At 68.2% G+C, this 14,140-nt stretch carries 12 protein-coding genes and 7 pseudogenes; 8 read left to right on the forward strand and 11 right to left on the reverse strand.

Translation table 11 applies throughout. The annotated features are described in order from the left end of the window. Nucleotides 1–505: 505 nt before the first annotated feature. From ABZ371_RS04585 to ABZ371_RS04600, 4 genes and pseudogenes are all read left to right on the forward strand, one after another. On the forward strand, nt 506–661 hold the full coding sequence (locus tag ABZ371_RS04585; RefSeq protein ID WP_010059700.1) for a hypothetical protein: 156 nt from the start codon (nt 506–508) through the stop codon (nt 659–661). 736 nt (nt 662–1,397) lie between these two features. Further along, nucleotides 1,398–1,817, forward strand: a pseudogene (locus ABZ371_RS04590) (IS5/IS1182 family transposase); the annotation flags it as partial. Between the two features lie 400 nt (nt 1,818–2,217). Then, nucleotides 2,218–2,595 (forward strand): metalloregulator ArsR/SmtB family transcription factor, encoded by a 378-nt coding sequence (locus ABZ371_RS04595; RefSeq protein ID WP_358673361.1) that lies wholly within the window; start codon nt 2,218–2,220, stop codon nt 2,593–2,595. Next, nucleotides 2,592–3,101 (forward strand): SRPBCC family protein, encoded by a 510-nt coding sequence (locus tag ABZ371_RS04600; RefSeq protein WP_358673363.1) that lies wholly within the window; start codon nt 2,592–2,594, stop codon nt 3,099–3,101. Before ABZ371_RS04595 ends, ABZ371_RS04600 begins: the two co-directional genes overlap by 4 nt. Before the next feature lie 348 nt (nt 3,102–3,449). Here ABZ371_RS04600 and ABZ371_RS04605 read toward each other — a convergent pair. Beyond that, nucleotides 3,450–3,731: pseudogene (locus ABZ371_RS04605) on the reverse strand (RICIN domain-containing protein); the annotation flags it as partial. Nucleotides 3,732–3,743: 12 nt separating this feature from the next. Next, nucleotides 3,744–4,052, reverse strand: a complete 309-nt coding sequence (locus tag ABZ371_RS04610; RefSeq protein ID WP_358673366.1) for a hypothetical protein — start codon at nt 4,050–4,052, stop codon at nt 3,744–3,746. Between the two features lie 316 nt (nt 4,053–4,368). Here ABZ371_RS04610 and ABZ371_RS04615 point away from each other — a divergent pair, with 316 nt between their 5' ends. Beyond that, entirely contained in the window at nt 4,369–4,896 is a 528-nt protein-coding gene (locus ABZ371_RS04615) for an AraC family transcriptional regulator ligand-binding domain-containing protein (RefSeq protein WP_358673369.1), read from the forward strand. Between the two features lie 311 nt (nt 4,897–5,207). Continuing rightward, a complete protein-coding gene (locus tag ABZ371_RS04620) occupies nt 5,208–5,552 on the forward strand; it encodes a helix-turn-helix domain-containing protein (RefSeq protein ID WP_358673371.1) in 345 nt (114 codons plus the stop codon). Nucleotides 5,553–5,591: 39 nt separating this feature from the next. Here the strand turns inward: ABZ371_RS04620 and ABZ371_RS04625 are convergent. The 4 genes and pseudogenes from ABZ371_RS04625 to ABZ371_RS04640 all read right to left on the reverse strand — a co-directional run. Continuing rightward, nucleotides 5,592–5,714: pseudogene (locus tag ABZ371_RS04625) on the reverse strand (IS5/IS1182 family transposase); the annotation flags it as partial. 131 nt (nt 5,715–5,845) lie between these two features. Further along, a complete protein-coding gene (locus ABZ371_RS04630) occupies nt 5,846–6,415 on the reverse strand; it encodes a dihydrofolate reductase family protein (RefSeq protein ID WP_358673373.1) in 570 nt (189 codons plus the stop codon). Between the two features lie 252 nt (nt 6,416–6,667). After that, nucleotides 6,668–6,952 (reverse strand): annotated as a pseudogene (locus ABZ371_RS04635) (hypothetical protein); the annotation flags it as partial. Between the two features lie 226 nt (nt 6,953–7,178). After that, entirely contained in the window at nt 7,179–8,123 is a 945-nt protein-coding gene (locus ABZ371_RS04640; protein ID WP_358673376.1) for a C45 family peptidase, read from the reverse strand. 337 nt (nt 8,124–8,460) lie between these two features. Between ABZ371_RS04640 and ABZ371_RS04645 the strand changes: the two are divergent. Next, nucleotides 8,461–9,331: pseudogene (locus ABZ371_RS04645) on the forward strand (IS5 family transposase). A gap of 206 nt (nt 9,332–9,537) precedes the next feature. On the opposite strand, the pseudogene ABZ371_RS04650 reads toward ABZ371_RS04645, so the two are convergent. The 4 genes and pseudogenes from ABZ371_RS04650 to ABZ371_RS04665 form a co-directional block, all read right to left on the reverse strand. After that, nucleotides 9,538–10,295: pseudogene (locus ABZ371_RS04650) on the reverse strand (MerR family transcriptional regulator). A 254-nt stretch (nt 10,296–10,549) separates the two neighbouring features. Next, nucleotides 10,550–11,413 carry a DUF1963 domain-containing protein gene (locus ABZ371_RS04655; RefSeq protein WP_358673379.1) on the reverse strand — a complete coding sequence of 288 codons (864 nt, stop codon included), beginning with the start codon at nt 11,411–11,413 and terminating at the stop codon, nt 10,550–10,552. 149 nt (nt 11,414–11,562) lie between these two features. Beyond that, nucleotides 11,563–12,105, reverse strand: coding sequence for a hypothetical protein (locus tag ABZ371_RS04660; RefSeq protein WP_358673382.1), 543 nt, complete (start codon nt 12,103–12,105; stop codon nt 11,563–11,565). A gap of 490 nt (nt 12,106–12,595) precedes the next feature. Further along, a pseudogene (locus ABZ371_RS04665) lies at nt 12,596–12,739 on the reverse strand (FAD-dependent monooxygenase); the annotation flags it as partial. Between the two features lie 19 nt (nt 12,740–12,758). Here ABZ371_RS04665 and ABZ371_RS04670 point away from each other — a divergent pair. After that, nucleotides 12,759–13,091: a hypothetical protein gene (locus ABZ371_RS04670; protein ID WP_358673385.1), complete on the forward strand. Its 333-nt coding sequence runs from the start codon at nt 12,759–12,761 to the stop codon at nt 13,089–13,091. Here ABZ371_RS04670 and ABZ371_RS04675 read toward each other — a convergent pair. Further along, a complete protein-coding gene (locus ABZ371_RS04675) occupies nt 13,065–14,138 on the reverse strand; it encodes an LLM class flavin-dependent oxidoreductase (protein ID WP_358673388.1) in 1,074 nt (357 codons plus the stop codon). The genes ABZ371_RS04670 and ABZ371_RS04675 overlap by 27 nt on opposite strands. Between the last annotated feature and the right edge of the window lie 2 nt (nt 14,139–14,140).

Consider the following 14,140-nt stretch of genomic DNA (forward strand, 5'->3'; position numbering starts at 1 on the left):
GTTCCCGGCCGCCACCGCGTCCCCGGCCCCTTCCCCCCCCGCGGGGGGGCGGTGCGCCGCCCCCCCCCCCACCCCGGCGACCCGCCGAGTGGAACCACCGTGTGCTGCCGGCGAGAACCGCAGATGGGCCCGTGGTGCCCGAGCGAACGGGCCAGGTGCGCGAGGCGCGCTCCCACCCCTGCTCGATCTTGCCCACGTCTGCCTATGGATCCTCGTGGGCTGTTCCACGCTGGCGATGGCCGGATCAGCTCGCCGAGCCTGCGACGGTAGGCCAGTCGCGGGCCGAGCGGGGCTCAGGGCGCCCTTGGCCCAGCTCAGTAGCCGCTCCGTGAACAAAGTTCGAGGAGCATGCGTGAATACCGTGTTGCCGGGCACTAGGGCTATCGAACCGAGGTCCTGGATTCGGATGCAGCCGGGATCTGTCAACCATGCAGCAGACGCAGGCCGTGGCGACTGCCGCTTATACGTACACACGTCGAGTCGGACGTGATGATAGGAGCTTAAAATGATCATTCTTGGACTTATTCTGCTGATTATCGGCCTGCTTGTCGGCATGGGGCTGCTGACGACGATCGGCGGCATCCTCATTCTCGTGGGCGCCATCCTGTGGATCCTGGGCGCGACCGGTCGCGCCGTCGGTGGGCGTAAGCACTTCTTCTAAGATCAGGGCACCTCACCCACTTGCGCTTCGAGTGACTGTCCGTGCCTTCCCCCGCGTCGGTAAGCCGCACCGTGTGCAGCTTTCGGACCACTCGTGGCGGGGGGAGGCACGGACAGTCCGGCCGGGGAGACAGGTGGGAATTGCGCGGGCGGGCCGTGCGCCCACCCCGGCGGTGCTCGGTGGCGGTGAGTTCGCCCTTGCCGCGTCGCAGGTCAGAAACGGCATTACTTCGTCCGTTGGCGGCGTCGGCCTGCGTGTTCATTCGGGCGCCCCACTACTCACGTCGCTCGTGTGCCGTTGGTGGAAGGTCTTGCCTGGGGCCAGAGGCGCAACCGTCAAAATCAAGTCGCGGATCTTCTGCTCGAACACCCTTTTCTGTTCTCGGCGCTCGGCTTCGGCTCGCTGGTCGGCCGCAGCGGTTTGTTTCTCGCGCCTTCAGCCGCAAAAGCGCCGACCTGCCGCGCGAGGCACTGGTCCTGGCGTCCACGCTGTGCTGGGGCGGCAGGGCAAAGCCGCTGCAGTCCGCACCGGTGAGGCGTGAGGCGGCCACCTTCGACCCTGACTCGCAGGCTCGTCCAGTACCTCGCTCGGCCATGTCCCCAGCGCGGAGCTGGCTGACGGCTGTACCGCTGGCGCGCGACACCGCGGTGAGATACGGGGAACCGGCCACGCTGCGCACCACGGACCTGGGCGGTGCACACGATCCCGCCGGCCGGTCCCGAGCCCCTCAAGCGGGAGCATCGGCGCCGACACGCTCGGCCTTCTCCTCGCTGTGCTGGCGACCGCGGCCGGCGTGCAGGACTCCGTCGCCGGCACGACACGGCTCGACCAAGCCGGCGCCGCTGACCATACGGGCATCCGCAGGGTGCAGGTCGACGGCGGGTACCGCCAGCACCTTGTCGAAGACGCCGCGCCCCTCTTCGACATGGAGATCACCGTCGGCAGGCCCGCTACCAGGGGTTTAACCCCGGTCTCGAGACGTTGGGGCCGTGGAGCGGACCTACGAATGGTGATGCTCCACCGGCGCCCGGCCTGCGACTGCGAAACCCCGCCCATCCGCTCCGAGGCCGTGATCGGCATCGCCATGACCGACCTCATGGCTCGCCGCCCCACCAGTCGGAACACCATTTCCTGGCGTGACCCGAAGAAGGGCACCCGCCGGGCGAGTAACCAGTCGGCGACTGCAGACGCACACGCTCCCGCATCCGGGGTGTCGGGGGTGCCAGGGGCGGGGAGCGTTGTGCTGGGGACCAGGGTGGGTTGGCGCCTGAGACCCCCTGTGAGGCCCAGGCAGTCCGTTCCAGAGCGTCATGAGCCCAGTTGCACCGTTCGATGATCCGTCGTCGGCGCCCGACCCGTTCGCTGGACTCGACTCTCCTGCGGTTCCTCATGGAGCCGGCCGCACACACCTGCTCTCGGAGTTGCATGGTGCAGGGCGCGCCGACTCCTCGACGTTCGGGTGACCGCTGTCCTGAGGTCCTGGCTGGACGATCCCGAGCCTGCGGCCGTGGAGCCGAGGTCTTGCCAATTGGTAACTCATAGGTTACCAATAAGGAGTGGACCCGTTCATTGCCCTGGCCGATCCCGTACGTCGTGACCTGCTGCGCGCCCTCGCCTCCGGCCCGGCACGCGTGGTCGACCTCGCGGCGCAGCACCCGATCAGCCGGCCCGCGGTGAGCAGACACCTGCGACTCCTGACCGAGGCAGGGCTGGTCACCGTCGAGGACCACGGTCGCGAGCGCCACTACGCGCTCGCCCGCCCGGGCCTCGCTCCGGTCCGCGCCCTGCTCGACGAGCTCGCCGAACGTCGCCCTCCGATCCCCGAGAGCGCTTTCGATGCCCTCGACCTGGAGGTCCGCAGGACCGTCCACGACCGCCGGGCCGGCACCGATGCCGCTCCCGATACCGGAAGACCTCAGGAGGAATCCGCATGACCAGCACCCCCACCGGACGTCGCGTGAACGTCGACGGCCTGGACAGCATCGCTTTCGACCGCACCTTTCGGGCCGGCATCAAGGACGTCTGGGCTGCGGTTACCGAGTCGGACCGGCTGGCCCGATGGATCGGCGAATGGACCGGCGATCCGTCGACCGGTTCGGTCGACTTCCGGATGCTGTACGAGGGCGACGAGCACCGTGCTGAGCTCCTCACCATCCAGGAGTGCCAGGCCCCCCGCCGCCTCGTCCTCAAGTCGCAGGTGCCCGGCCAGGAACTCATCTGGCACATGACTCTCACGCTCGTCGAGCACGAGGGCACCACCACGCTCACCTTCACCCAGTCAGTCGGCGACGACCCGGCGATGGCGGGCGGGGTCGGCCCCGGCTGGGACTACTACCTCGACCGACTCGTCCTCGCCGAGACCGGCGGTGACCCGGCGTCAGTCGACTTCGGCGACTACCACCCGATCCACGCACAGCACTACCTCGACCTGTTCCGCTGAGGCCGGCCAGGACGCCGAGTGCAGCTGGAGGCGCAGGCGGTCGACGACGCGCTGATCTGGTCGCGGTGCTGATGGTGGACCAGCGGATCAGCCCGCCCGGCGAGCGGCGAACTCAGGCGCGCCTGGCGATGCTGCTGCCGCAGCTGTCCGTCGGTCGGGAGACCGTTCCGTCGGCGTCGGAGCACCCGCCCTGGTGATCGAGCACGTCCTCAGCCCCGCCGCGATCGACCGCGCGATCGCCAAAGGATAGTGCCGCTCGAAGGTCCTGCAGCAGTCAGCGCAGGACGGCGGCCGCCGCCTGCGCTCACCGCGTCTTCCACTCAGGTCACTGGACAGGCCCCAGCAGTCCTACAGGTTCCATGCCTGGTAGCCGTTGTCCCAGCTTGCCCAGCTGCAGGTGTGGAGGCGCAGACCGTTGCCAGGGCTGTAGTCCAAGCACTCCCCGGTGGCTACGTTCTGCCAGCTGACCCACTCTCCGCCGGGGGCGTAGTACGTCCGCCACTTCTGGTAGCCGTTGTTGTAGCTTGCGTCGCTGCATGCGTGGGTGCGTATGTCGTGTCCGCTGCTGCCGTCGAGGCACAGCCCGGTCTTCACGTTCTTGAACTTCCAGTCGCTGCCGACGTTGTCCGCCCGCCACTTCTGCTAGCCCGCGCTGTAGCTCGCGTCGTCGCATTCGTGCGCCCGGAGCCCGTAGGCGCTGCTGTCATCCAGGCATGCGGTCCTGTACCGGTAATTGACGAAGTTCCCGTACCCGACGCCGGCGGAACCGCTTGCGTCCATGCCGTCGGACATGTTGTGCAGGGGCGCTTCAGGGGTCGACAGAGCGGGGAGGGCCGGAGCGGCGGGAGTTGCAGAGTTCGTGATGGCGGCCGAGGCCGTCGCGCTGGGCGCAGCAGCGAGTGCCCCGATCATTCCGATGACGGCGGCGGCCAGGACAAAAGTCTTCCGCATGGGTGAAGCCTCCTGAATTGCGATGTGTCTTGGCTTACAGGGCTGTTTCATGCCGCGTCCCCTGCGGTACGAAGGAGCGTCCGAGTTGGCCTTCCGTACGAAGGTTCGCCGCTGGGACGACGACAGTTGCGTACGTGGCGTTTCTCCGGTGTCGGGTTCGGCCAGGGTGGATGCGGCGGTTTGCGACCACCGTCCGCAAGAGGGACGACTGCAACACGCTGAGGACGGGACAACCCAGGCCCGATCCCAGCGCGACAGCGCCTCGGGAGACGAGTGCGGTACGTGCGTTCCGCAACCCATCCTCCTGAGGACAGGCATGACGCTAGATCGAATTTCTCGGCCCGGACAGGGCCCGGCGCGCCATCGGCAGGGCCTCACGCGCCAATACGATCCGGACCACCGCCTGCAGCCGCCGGGCCGGTCGGGCACCGCGGACACGCCGCAGTTTCCCGGTACGGTGGCGGCGGCCTTCACGCGGCTGAACGCGACAGCCGCCGCACGGTTCGGGGTCGGCTCGGACAGGTTCGCCGGCCTGGTCGGTATGGCCCCCGAGCATCTGGCGAACGACCGCTACCGCACTCCGGCGTCCACCAACATCCGTATCTGGGAACTCATGATCGCGCAGGCCCCCTGGCATGAGGTCTCACTGCACATGGCCTACCAGAGCACCCTGGGAGCCCTGGGGCTCTGGGACTACCTCATCACCCAGGCGCCCACACCACTGGAAGGGCTGCGCGACGCGGCCCGTTTCGTCGCGACGGTGGCCGACGCCGGCACCGAGGGCCTGGGCATCGAGGAAGAGGGCAGCACATCACCCTCAGCCACATCAACGCCGCCGACCTGACCGACGATGTCGCATCCGCCATACGAGCCTACTCCCTGAGCCTGCTCCACCTTCGGATCAGCGAGAGCGCTCGCCGCACCATCACGCCTACGAAGGTCTCCCTCGCGGCCCGCGCCCCCCGGTCCCACCACAGCCTCATACGCCTCTACGGCACCACCGCCATCGACTTCACCGGCCCGGTCAACTCCATCACCTTCACCACCGCCGACCTCCTCACACCCCAGCCACACGCCCCCGGCCTGTCAGCCCACCTGCGAAGACACGCCGAACAGCAACTCGCTGACGCTGTTCCCCTGCGCGACTGGCTCGACATGTTCCGCGCCACCCTCCGGACCGCCCAGAACTCCGAGCTGCCCACCCTCAAGACTGCCAGCCGGCAGATGTCCCTCAGCACCCGCACACTCCAACGCCGCCTCGAGGAGCACCAGACCACCTGGTCACAGGAACTCCAGGCACTACGCCGCGAACACACCTTCCGCCTGCTCACCATGACCGGCCTGTCCCTCAGCTCCATCGCCGACCGAGTCGGCTACGCCGACACCGGCGGCCTGCGCCGTGCCGTCCAGCGATGGACCGGGCAACCCGTCTCCGCGGTCCGTGACCACCACGCCCACCACCACACGGCGAAACCGCCGACCGCCCGGCACAACACCTGACAGCAGCATCGGGTCGAGGCGAAGCAATGGGCGAGGAGCGAGGACGGCCTTCACGACCCGGTGATGCGGGTTGGTACCGCACCGGAGTTTTCGGAGCAGGCGCCAGCTCCTGAGGGCGGCCATGTCCTGATCGACGAGGCACCGGATCTCGGCATGGCTCCTGGGCTGGCGTCGCTTCCGTCGCTTGGGTCGGCGACCTCGAAACGGCGAGGAGGAGTCAAGCCTGTGGATCTGCCTTCCCCGAGCCGTCGGTCCGTCGGGAAGGAGCAGCCGACGTGCGAGGACAAAGCACGTCAAGCCCTGGCTCGCGCGGGCCGGTATCGGTGGGCGACCGCCCCCGACCGGAACTCATGGCGGTCCACGAGCTCGAGCTGAATGCGCTCGCGCAGACCGGCGAGCAACGTCGGCCCGTGTCCGGCAAGGACCGGCTGAACAAGGAACTCGTACTCGTCGATCAGTTCCAGATCTGCCAGCGCCAGGGGGAGCGTCACGCCACCCACCCACAGGCCCTCGCCTGACTCCTGCTTGAGCCGCCGAACCGCTTGCTCCAAGTCGCCCCGCACCAGGTCGGCATTCCAATCGACTCTGCTCAGCGTGCTCGACACGACGTACTTCTTCGCCCGGTCGATGGTTTCGGCGAAGGGGATTTGCCACTCACCCATTCCGTCAGGCCACGTGCCCGTGGCAGGCTTCCGCCACGCAGCCTCCATCATCTCGTAGGTCACCCGGCCGAACAGCAGGGCATCGGCTCGCTCCATCTCAGCGGTCCAGTAGCGCATCGACTCCTCGTCCGGGGGGAGCCCTGCCTCGTGGTGACAGCAGCCGTCGAGTGTGACGTTGATCGAGTATCGAAGTGGTCTCATCCTCGCTGCTCTCCCTTGATGCGCGCCCGCGTTCACCGGCCGAACTCAGATGACTGCCGGGCTTTTCTCTTTCGGCGCCCCGATCGGACCTACTGTGGCGCCGTCATGATGCGCACTCTAGCTTCGTCGTGCTGCGAACCAGACCGCAGATCGAGCACGCGACCGATTCGGCACGTTCAGGTCGCAAAGGGGCGGCGCCCATTACGCTCGACTTCGATGGACGGTGCCGCGTCACCTACCGTCGGCGCAGGATCAACGACGAACGTGGCAAGCGTTGCTTGACCAGATCATCGAAGCGCGAAGGTGGGAGCCGGTGAGGTAGCTGTCGGGCGTCCTGTCGCACCGAGAGTGGCGGTAGCCCGTCAGCCTTTCAACCTGTTGATCAGACGCTCGACGGTGATGCGGTCCTTGTGGAGTCCGGCGCAGTGGGCGACGGGCCGATCGCCTCCGCTGCCCTTCCTCTTCCGGTCGGCCGAATGGTCCCGCATTCTCCGGGATGACGGCCTTGAGGTGCCGTTCGCGCAGGTGGGCGGGGTTCGCTCACGCTCGGTGGCCCTCCGGCCCCCGGTGAGGCCGGGGTACGCCAGGACGTCCTTACCGACATGTTGACTACGCGGGAGCCAAGGGCGTCGCCATGCGCGTGCAGGCCCCGAAATGCGGGTACGGTGCCCGAAAGCGGGGTGTGCCGCGGCCGACGGGCCTTCGTCCCCGGCATGACGCGGTGGAACGGAAGAACTCCACCGTCATCACCGACGGGGACCTCTCAGCCGGCTTGGCCGATGGGCACGGTGCGGGTTCCTGGAGCGAAGCCGTCGAAGGACTGCTCCCAGGATTCCCCCGGCCAGTAGTAGGTCACACGTCCCTCGGACGGCCGGTAATGGGCGGTGTAGACCGTTCCCAATCCTTCGTCGTACGCGGATTGATACAACGGCGGCTTGAGCATCGCCGCCACGTCCGTTCCGGCAGAACGGATGGCCTTCAGCCGCTCCTGGGTCCGGGAGAATTGCTCCTGCTCGTCGGGCACCGGTACGTGCTGGTGGTTGGCGGCGCAGGCATCCGCTGCCCCAGTCATAGGAATGTCCGGTCCCACGAACACGGTCACTTCCTGTTCGGAGTCGACGAGAGTGACGTTCTGCGGGATCGCGATCGGTATGGACCGTAGTCTGCCGACTGCCTCATCAACGCTGTTACACGTCTCCAACAGGTAGCGCAGGACGATCAGGATCGCGAAACCGGGGCCGTGGACGAATCGCCCACCGAAGGTGAGTGACACCGCGAGCCCGGCGTCGTTCATTCCGTCCAGCAAGCCCCAGGCGGCATCCTGCATTCCGATCACCGGCCGGAGGAAGTGGGAGGAGACAATGGTGCCCTCACACTCGTCGGGACTGAAGTCGTAGTTGCGCAGCAGGGTGCCACCGCCGCCGATCTGGGTGCAGCCCGAGAAGAACGGTCGCAGCGCCGCGAGGGTGAGAAAGGTTTCCCCTTCGGGCCGGTCGAGCTGACAGGCGAGGCGGTCGAGAACCGGGACCAGCTCCGGCATGTGCGCCTCGAACAGCTTCCGAGCACGATCCGCGCCTTCCGAGGTCCGGCTTTCCTCGGTCATCCATCCTTCCGCGAGCGGCCACAGGGACTGTGTATGGGTGGCCCATCGCCCGTCGCTTCCGTCGCCGACCTCGATAGCCCGGAAGGTCTTCTTCCGTTGACTCATGCTGTCGCTCCCTTGTGGACGTCAAGTCAGGTGACGGCAACTTAGCTGCTTGCGCAGGCTACTTCACCAGATCAGGCTTGGGGCGAGAGAGCCGGTAGCCCGAAGAAAGCCCCCCAGTGGGCATCCCCGAGGCCCTGTTCGCCGACCCGCGCAGACCGGACGCCCCTCAGAAGACGTTGCTCCATCGACGAGGGTGAGTATGGGTTCGCGGGCCTTCGCCTTTGACCTTTGACCTTTGACCAAGAATGCTCGTGCCGATGACGCTCGTGAGCAATACGCCTAGGCCGTGTTTTAGGACTGGGGTCCGTGTCTCGCCTCGTGCCCTGATGATCTCGGTGTGGGGCGAGGGGATCTTTCAGATGACCAGTGGGCGGTGCTGGGGCCGTTGTTGCCGGTCGCGGTGTTGGGCAGGCCGTCGCTCGGCCGGCGGCGGTTGATCGACGGGATCCGTTGGCGGGTGCGGACTGGTGCTCCGTGGCGGGATCTGCCACCCGAGTACGGTCCTGGGCAGACGGTCTATGGGCTCTTCCGTCGCTGGCAGCGCGAAGGTGTCTGGTCGGCGGTCCTGACCGGGTTGCAGGCCCGGGCGGATGCCGCCGGCTTGATCACTTGGGACGTGAACGTCGACTCCACGATCTGCCGGGCCCATCAGCACGCGGCCGGTGCCCGGCGGGACAGCCGAGCCCAGAAGGAACCGCCGGGCGGCAATCGGGCCGAACCCGACGACCATGGCCTGGGCCGGCCCCGCGGGGGCTGGACCACGAAGATTCACCTTGCCTGCGAGCAAGGGCAGAAGCCGTTATCGCTGCTGGTCACAGCAGGTCAGCGTGGAGACAGCCCGCAGTTCACGGCGGTGCTGGAAGCCATCCGGGTTCCCCGTCCCGGGCTGGGCCGGCCGCGGGTTCGTCCGTTGCGGGTGCGAGGCGACAAGGCGTATTCATCGCGCGCGAACCGTGCGTATCTGCGTCGGCGCGGGATCCTCCGCACGATCCCGGAACCAGCCGATCAGGCCGGCCACCGCAAGCGCCGGGGAAAGGCTGGCGGGCGGCCTCCGGCCTCCGGCCTTCGACCGTGAGGACTACAAGGCCCGGCACGCGGTCGAGTGCGGCATCAACCGGCTGAAACGGAACCGGGCGGTGGCCACCCGGTTCGACGAACTTGCGGTCCGCTTCGAGGCGACCATCCTCATCGCAGCGATCAACGAATGACTGTGACCTGGCGAGCTCTATTCACTTTCGCGAGTGCCAGGAGCGATCACTTCGCTCGTTGGGAGGCACTCATTCGGCCTGGGTTCGATGGTGACACTGACGGACAGCACCTCGCTCGGCAACTGACAGGCCGGGCGAGGTGAGCCTGTTGGTGCGACGAACCAATTACTCTCCGGGCTGGTCGTCCGGGACAGCCCGGAAAGCAGTCAGGTGAGCCGGGTTGTGGCATACACCTCGATGGCGTCGCGCTGGTACGCGGCCAGGCCCGGTGCGATCGCCTCGTACGCGGCGCGCCAGGCGCTGTTGTCCACGCAGGAGCGTCCGACGGCGCGGTACTCGTCGGCGGAGACGGGGCGCAGTTCGGTCATGGCCTGGTACTGGGCGTCGATCTGAGCCTGCACGGGCGCGGCGTCGGCCGGGTGGCCGGCGGCCATCAGGTCGGCCAGCAGGATCATTTGCGTCGTGCGCTCGCGCTGTCCGGCCTCGATGTCCAGCGGGTCATCGCGGCGACCGTGCGGGCGACTTCCGCGGCGTGCTCGGGGAAGTCGTGCAGGCTCTCCTGGTACTGGGAGGGCTGGATGCCCTCGAACAGGTTCTCCGGTCGGTTGATGGTCATAGGGTTGCCGTCCTTTCTGGAACGTTCCAGTTCGGCGATCGTGCGGGAGACGGTGCCGGCCAGGGCGTCGAGCCGGTCACGCTCGGCGAGCAGTCGCCGGTGGTGGCCGCGTAGGGCGTCCACCTCGTCGACCTGCTCGGCGAGGATCCGGCCGACCTCGGGGAGCCCTACGCCCAGTGCCCGCAGTACGAGAATTTGCTGCAGCCGCAGCAGCTGGTGCTCCCCGTAGTAGCGGTGGCCGTTGGCCCCGATCCGGGCGGGCGGCAGCAGGCCGACCTCGTCGTAGTGCCGCAGGGTCCGGGCGGTCACGCCCGACATCCGAGCGATCTCCGCGATAGGCCAGTCCATTGCTGTCTCCCTCACGATCGCGTCACCGGGCCGGTTTCTCCGGCCCTGTTAAGGACGGTAGAAGCTGCCGCAGCGGCAACCGCAAGCCCGCACCCTCACGATCTGGATGACGGCCCCGGGACTTTCCCGGACGGCCCCACCCAGCACACCAGGAAGTTTCAAAACACGGCTTAGGCGGTCCCGTGCACCGCTTGCACGCTTTGTGGTCGAAGGCCAGTGGCCTGCCGCTCCGGCTCGCCCCCGCCATGGCCTGCTCAGGGGTTCCAGAAGACGGTGGTGAACACGCGCTCGAAGCGTCGGGCCGCGAGGTCCTCGCGCTGGATCACCCAGTGGACGGTCGCACCTTCCCGCCTCTCCACGTTCCTGCCGGCGTACCAGTCGGCGAGGAGCACCCAGTCGGCCACGTCGTCCGAGACGGGACCGTCCCAGTGGCCGGCGTCCACCGCCTGCGCCGCGAGGGACGCCGCGACGTCGACCGGGTCGAACTCCACGGCTTCCTCGTCCGCGTATCCTCCGATCTGCATCTGCGCCGAGGGAGCGATGAGGTCCTTGGTGTCCTCCCATATCTCGACGAGTTCGGAGCAGTAGGGGTGCCCGGGAAGGAGTACGGCTTCCTCCTCACCGGGGGGAACGATGAACTGGTGGTGGGGGAGCGACACGTCGGTCCGCGCCCGGAGCGGCCCTTCCGGATAGCTGGCGAACACCCTGTCGTACTCGGCGATGTTCCCCGAGTTCCAGGCGTACGGATCCCGCGGCGCGACGGCCACGTCGGCCGGTACGTGGATCACCGTCCCCGCGGAGGTGTCGTCCCCAGGCTCGGGCAGGGCGAAGAACAACAGCAGGCCGTCGGGCGGCAAGGAGAGGTCCGTCGCGCCGGCCGGCAGTGCGGCGAGGTCGATCGAGGCCACGAGGGGGTGTTCGGGGTCCGGGGTGTCGGCCGGAAGCGGTAGGGGGCCGCCGAACCGTCCCACCACCGGCCCGGTGTCCTCGCCGGACAGCGTCAGGGTGGCACAGGGACGGGCTGTGGCCAGCCACCGTTCCACATGGTCGGCCGGCACGCCTCGGACCGCGGCTGCTTCACGGAAGGGACGGAACCGGCCCCGTATCGCAGATGTCATGGGCGCACCGTACCGAACGAAGCGGAGGGTGGCGTCGGCACATCTCCCCTGCAGGGAACCCCCGTTGGCGGTCGACGACAGGGCGCCACGAGGAGACCACCGAAAGCTCCCCCGGCGGTCGGACGATGACGCTCGCACCCGCCGCACCGTCAGCCGAACGGCAGGACCACCAGCGGAACCTGACGCAGGGCGCTCAGGGTGAGCGGGAGGCCGGCCAGAGCGCAGACGGCACGCATGGCGATGGAGCTGTCGGCCTTGCCCGGCTCGATGCCTGCCTCCTCCACGGTGCCGGCGGCTTCGAATGCCGCCCGCAGTTCGGCGGGCATACGGGGAAGATCCTCCTCCAGGGCGAGACCGTCGACGTCGACCCATGCGACCTGCTTGCCGTCGACGGCATAGGTGAGGCTGGCGTCCCCGTTGATGCTGAACACGCTCGTGGCTCCCGTCCGACCATCGGCGGACAGTGCCTTTGCCGCGTCCTCGAAGGTGAACCCGGAGTCGTCGTAGACGAAGGTCCACTCGCCGACGCGTCCCGCCAACAGCGCCGCGGACGATCCCGGGTCCATACCGAGAGCCGCGCACGGCAGTGACGTCCACTCGTCCGGCCTGCTGTCGGGGAGTTCGCAGGGCTGCATCAACCTCGTTCTGGCGCCGAGCCTTTCCAGCGCCTCCGCCGGTTCGATGCCGTGCACGACATGCAGGATGTGTACGGGTCGTCGGAGGCCAGATCAGTGATCCACATCGGCGTTCCTTCGGGATCGAGCGTGTGCGGCGGGAAGCCGGGCGTCGGCATCATGGACCTCTTTTCCTCAGTGGCGCGTGTGGCCTCCCTGGCAGCGGGTCCGCAGGTGACGCCAGGAAAACCTGCGTCTGGCAACGCCCCGATCGGGGAAAGACGACGGTTACCGTAGCCCCCCTCTCGCCACATCCCTCAACTGGGCTTGTCCTACCGGCAACTCAGAACGACGAGGTGCATCCAACGAGCCAACGTGTTCGCCGTCCTGAGCGGCGAACTCGGTGGCGAGGCACTGCGTCCGGCCACCTGTGGCCGTACGCGAAGTTGCGGATCATGCGTTCAGTTCGGCTCCGGTCAGCAGGACGGGCAAGCTGTGGGGCGCGTGGTCGTCAACCATAGTCATGTAGATGGATGGCGTCGTCGTCCGCTTCCACGGGGTGGGCGAGCACGGCGTGTTCATGCGCGGCGAGCGCGGTCTCCGTGTCACCGGGGTGGGCGGCGAGGGCCCGGCCGAGTTCGGCGCCGTCCTGCATGGCCAGATTGGCGCCTTGACCGTTCCGCGCCCGGAAGTGGGCGGCATCGCCGAGCAGGGCCGCCCCGAGCAAGGGCATGGCATCTGTTGATGCACTGAACAAGGGCCTGGCGCCGCTGGGAACCACCGCCCAGGCCGGGGGGCTCGGACGCGGCAGTGACATGGGCGTCACGCTCAACTCGCTGTCCGCGATCCTCACACTGATGCTCGTCGCCGCGCTCGGAGTGCGCAACGGCGTACTGCTCGACACCCGCGAGCGCGTCCGGGAGGTCGGTGTCCAGGAGGCGCTCGCTTCATTCCGCCCGCGCCCTGCCCCCGGTCCCGTTGTGCGCCCGGCCGGACCAGTGGCGTGCGGCTTCGGGCCGGACCGGGCGCGGTGGATGTCAGCGCGTCACGCCGAGTTTCGGTAGCACCGTTTCCGCCACCCGGTAGGCATCCTCCAGCAGCGGGTTCCCGGACAGGATGAAGGTGTCGACGCCGAGGTCCTCGAACTCCTTGAGGCGTTCGACGACCTGGGCCGTCGACCCGACCACCGCCGTGCCGGGGCCGGGCCGGAACAGGCTCATGCCCGGCCACATGTTGGGGTGCGTCTCCAGTTCGCGCGCCCTTGCCGGGACCTTGCCGCCGTGCTGGCGGAACTGGCGCTGCCAGCCCACCCCGTCCTCGCCCGCCCGGTCGCCTAGCTGACGGGCGTACGTCGCCTCGCTCGTGACGTCCAGCAGGTGGTCGACCGCCGCCCATGCCTGGTCCTCCGTGTCGCGGACGATCAGGTGGAGACGCAGCCCGATGCGCAGGGTGCGGCCGTACGCGGCCGCCCGCGCGCGAACCCGCTCCAGCTTCTCCTTCAGCAGGTGCGGCGGTTCGCCCCAGGTGAGGAAGACGTCGACGTGCTGCGCCGCCATCTCGATGCCGGGGGCCGAGGAGCCGCCGAACCACAGCGGGATGTGCGGGTCCTGGACGGGTTTCAGCTCACGGAACGAGGCGCCGGCGTTCTTCAGGTCGTAGAAGCGGCCCTTGTGGTCGAAGACCTCACCGGCCGTCAGCCGCTTGACGATCGACCAGTACTCGGCGCTGAGTTCGTAGCGTTCGTCGTGCTCGACGTGGAGTCCGTACTCCTGGAGCGATTTCGTGGAGCCGTTGACGACGTTGAAGCGCAGCCGGCCGCCGAAGAGCTGGTCGAAACTCAGTGCCATCTTGGCCAGCAGGGTGGGTGAGATGAGGCCGGGGTGGACCGCGAGCAGCGGTTTGAAGCGGGTGCTGGTGGAGGCGGCGAGGGCGCTGCCCAGCGGCCAGACGTCGTAGAGGTCGGTGGCGAGCAGGGCACCGCTGTAGCCGAGCTGCTCCACGGTTGCGGCGAGCCGGCTGAGGTAGCCGAGGTCGGCGGTGCGCCGCCCCTGCGGCTCCCAGGGGTAGGCCCCTTCGCGGGGGATGATGTACCAGAGGACTTCGGGCGCCATGC

It is taken from the genome of Streptomyces sp. NPDC005899 (assembly GCF_040629645.1).
Taxonomy (GTDB): Bacteria; Actinomycetota; Actinomycetes; order Streptomycetales; family Streptomycetaceae; genus Streptomyces.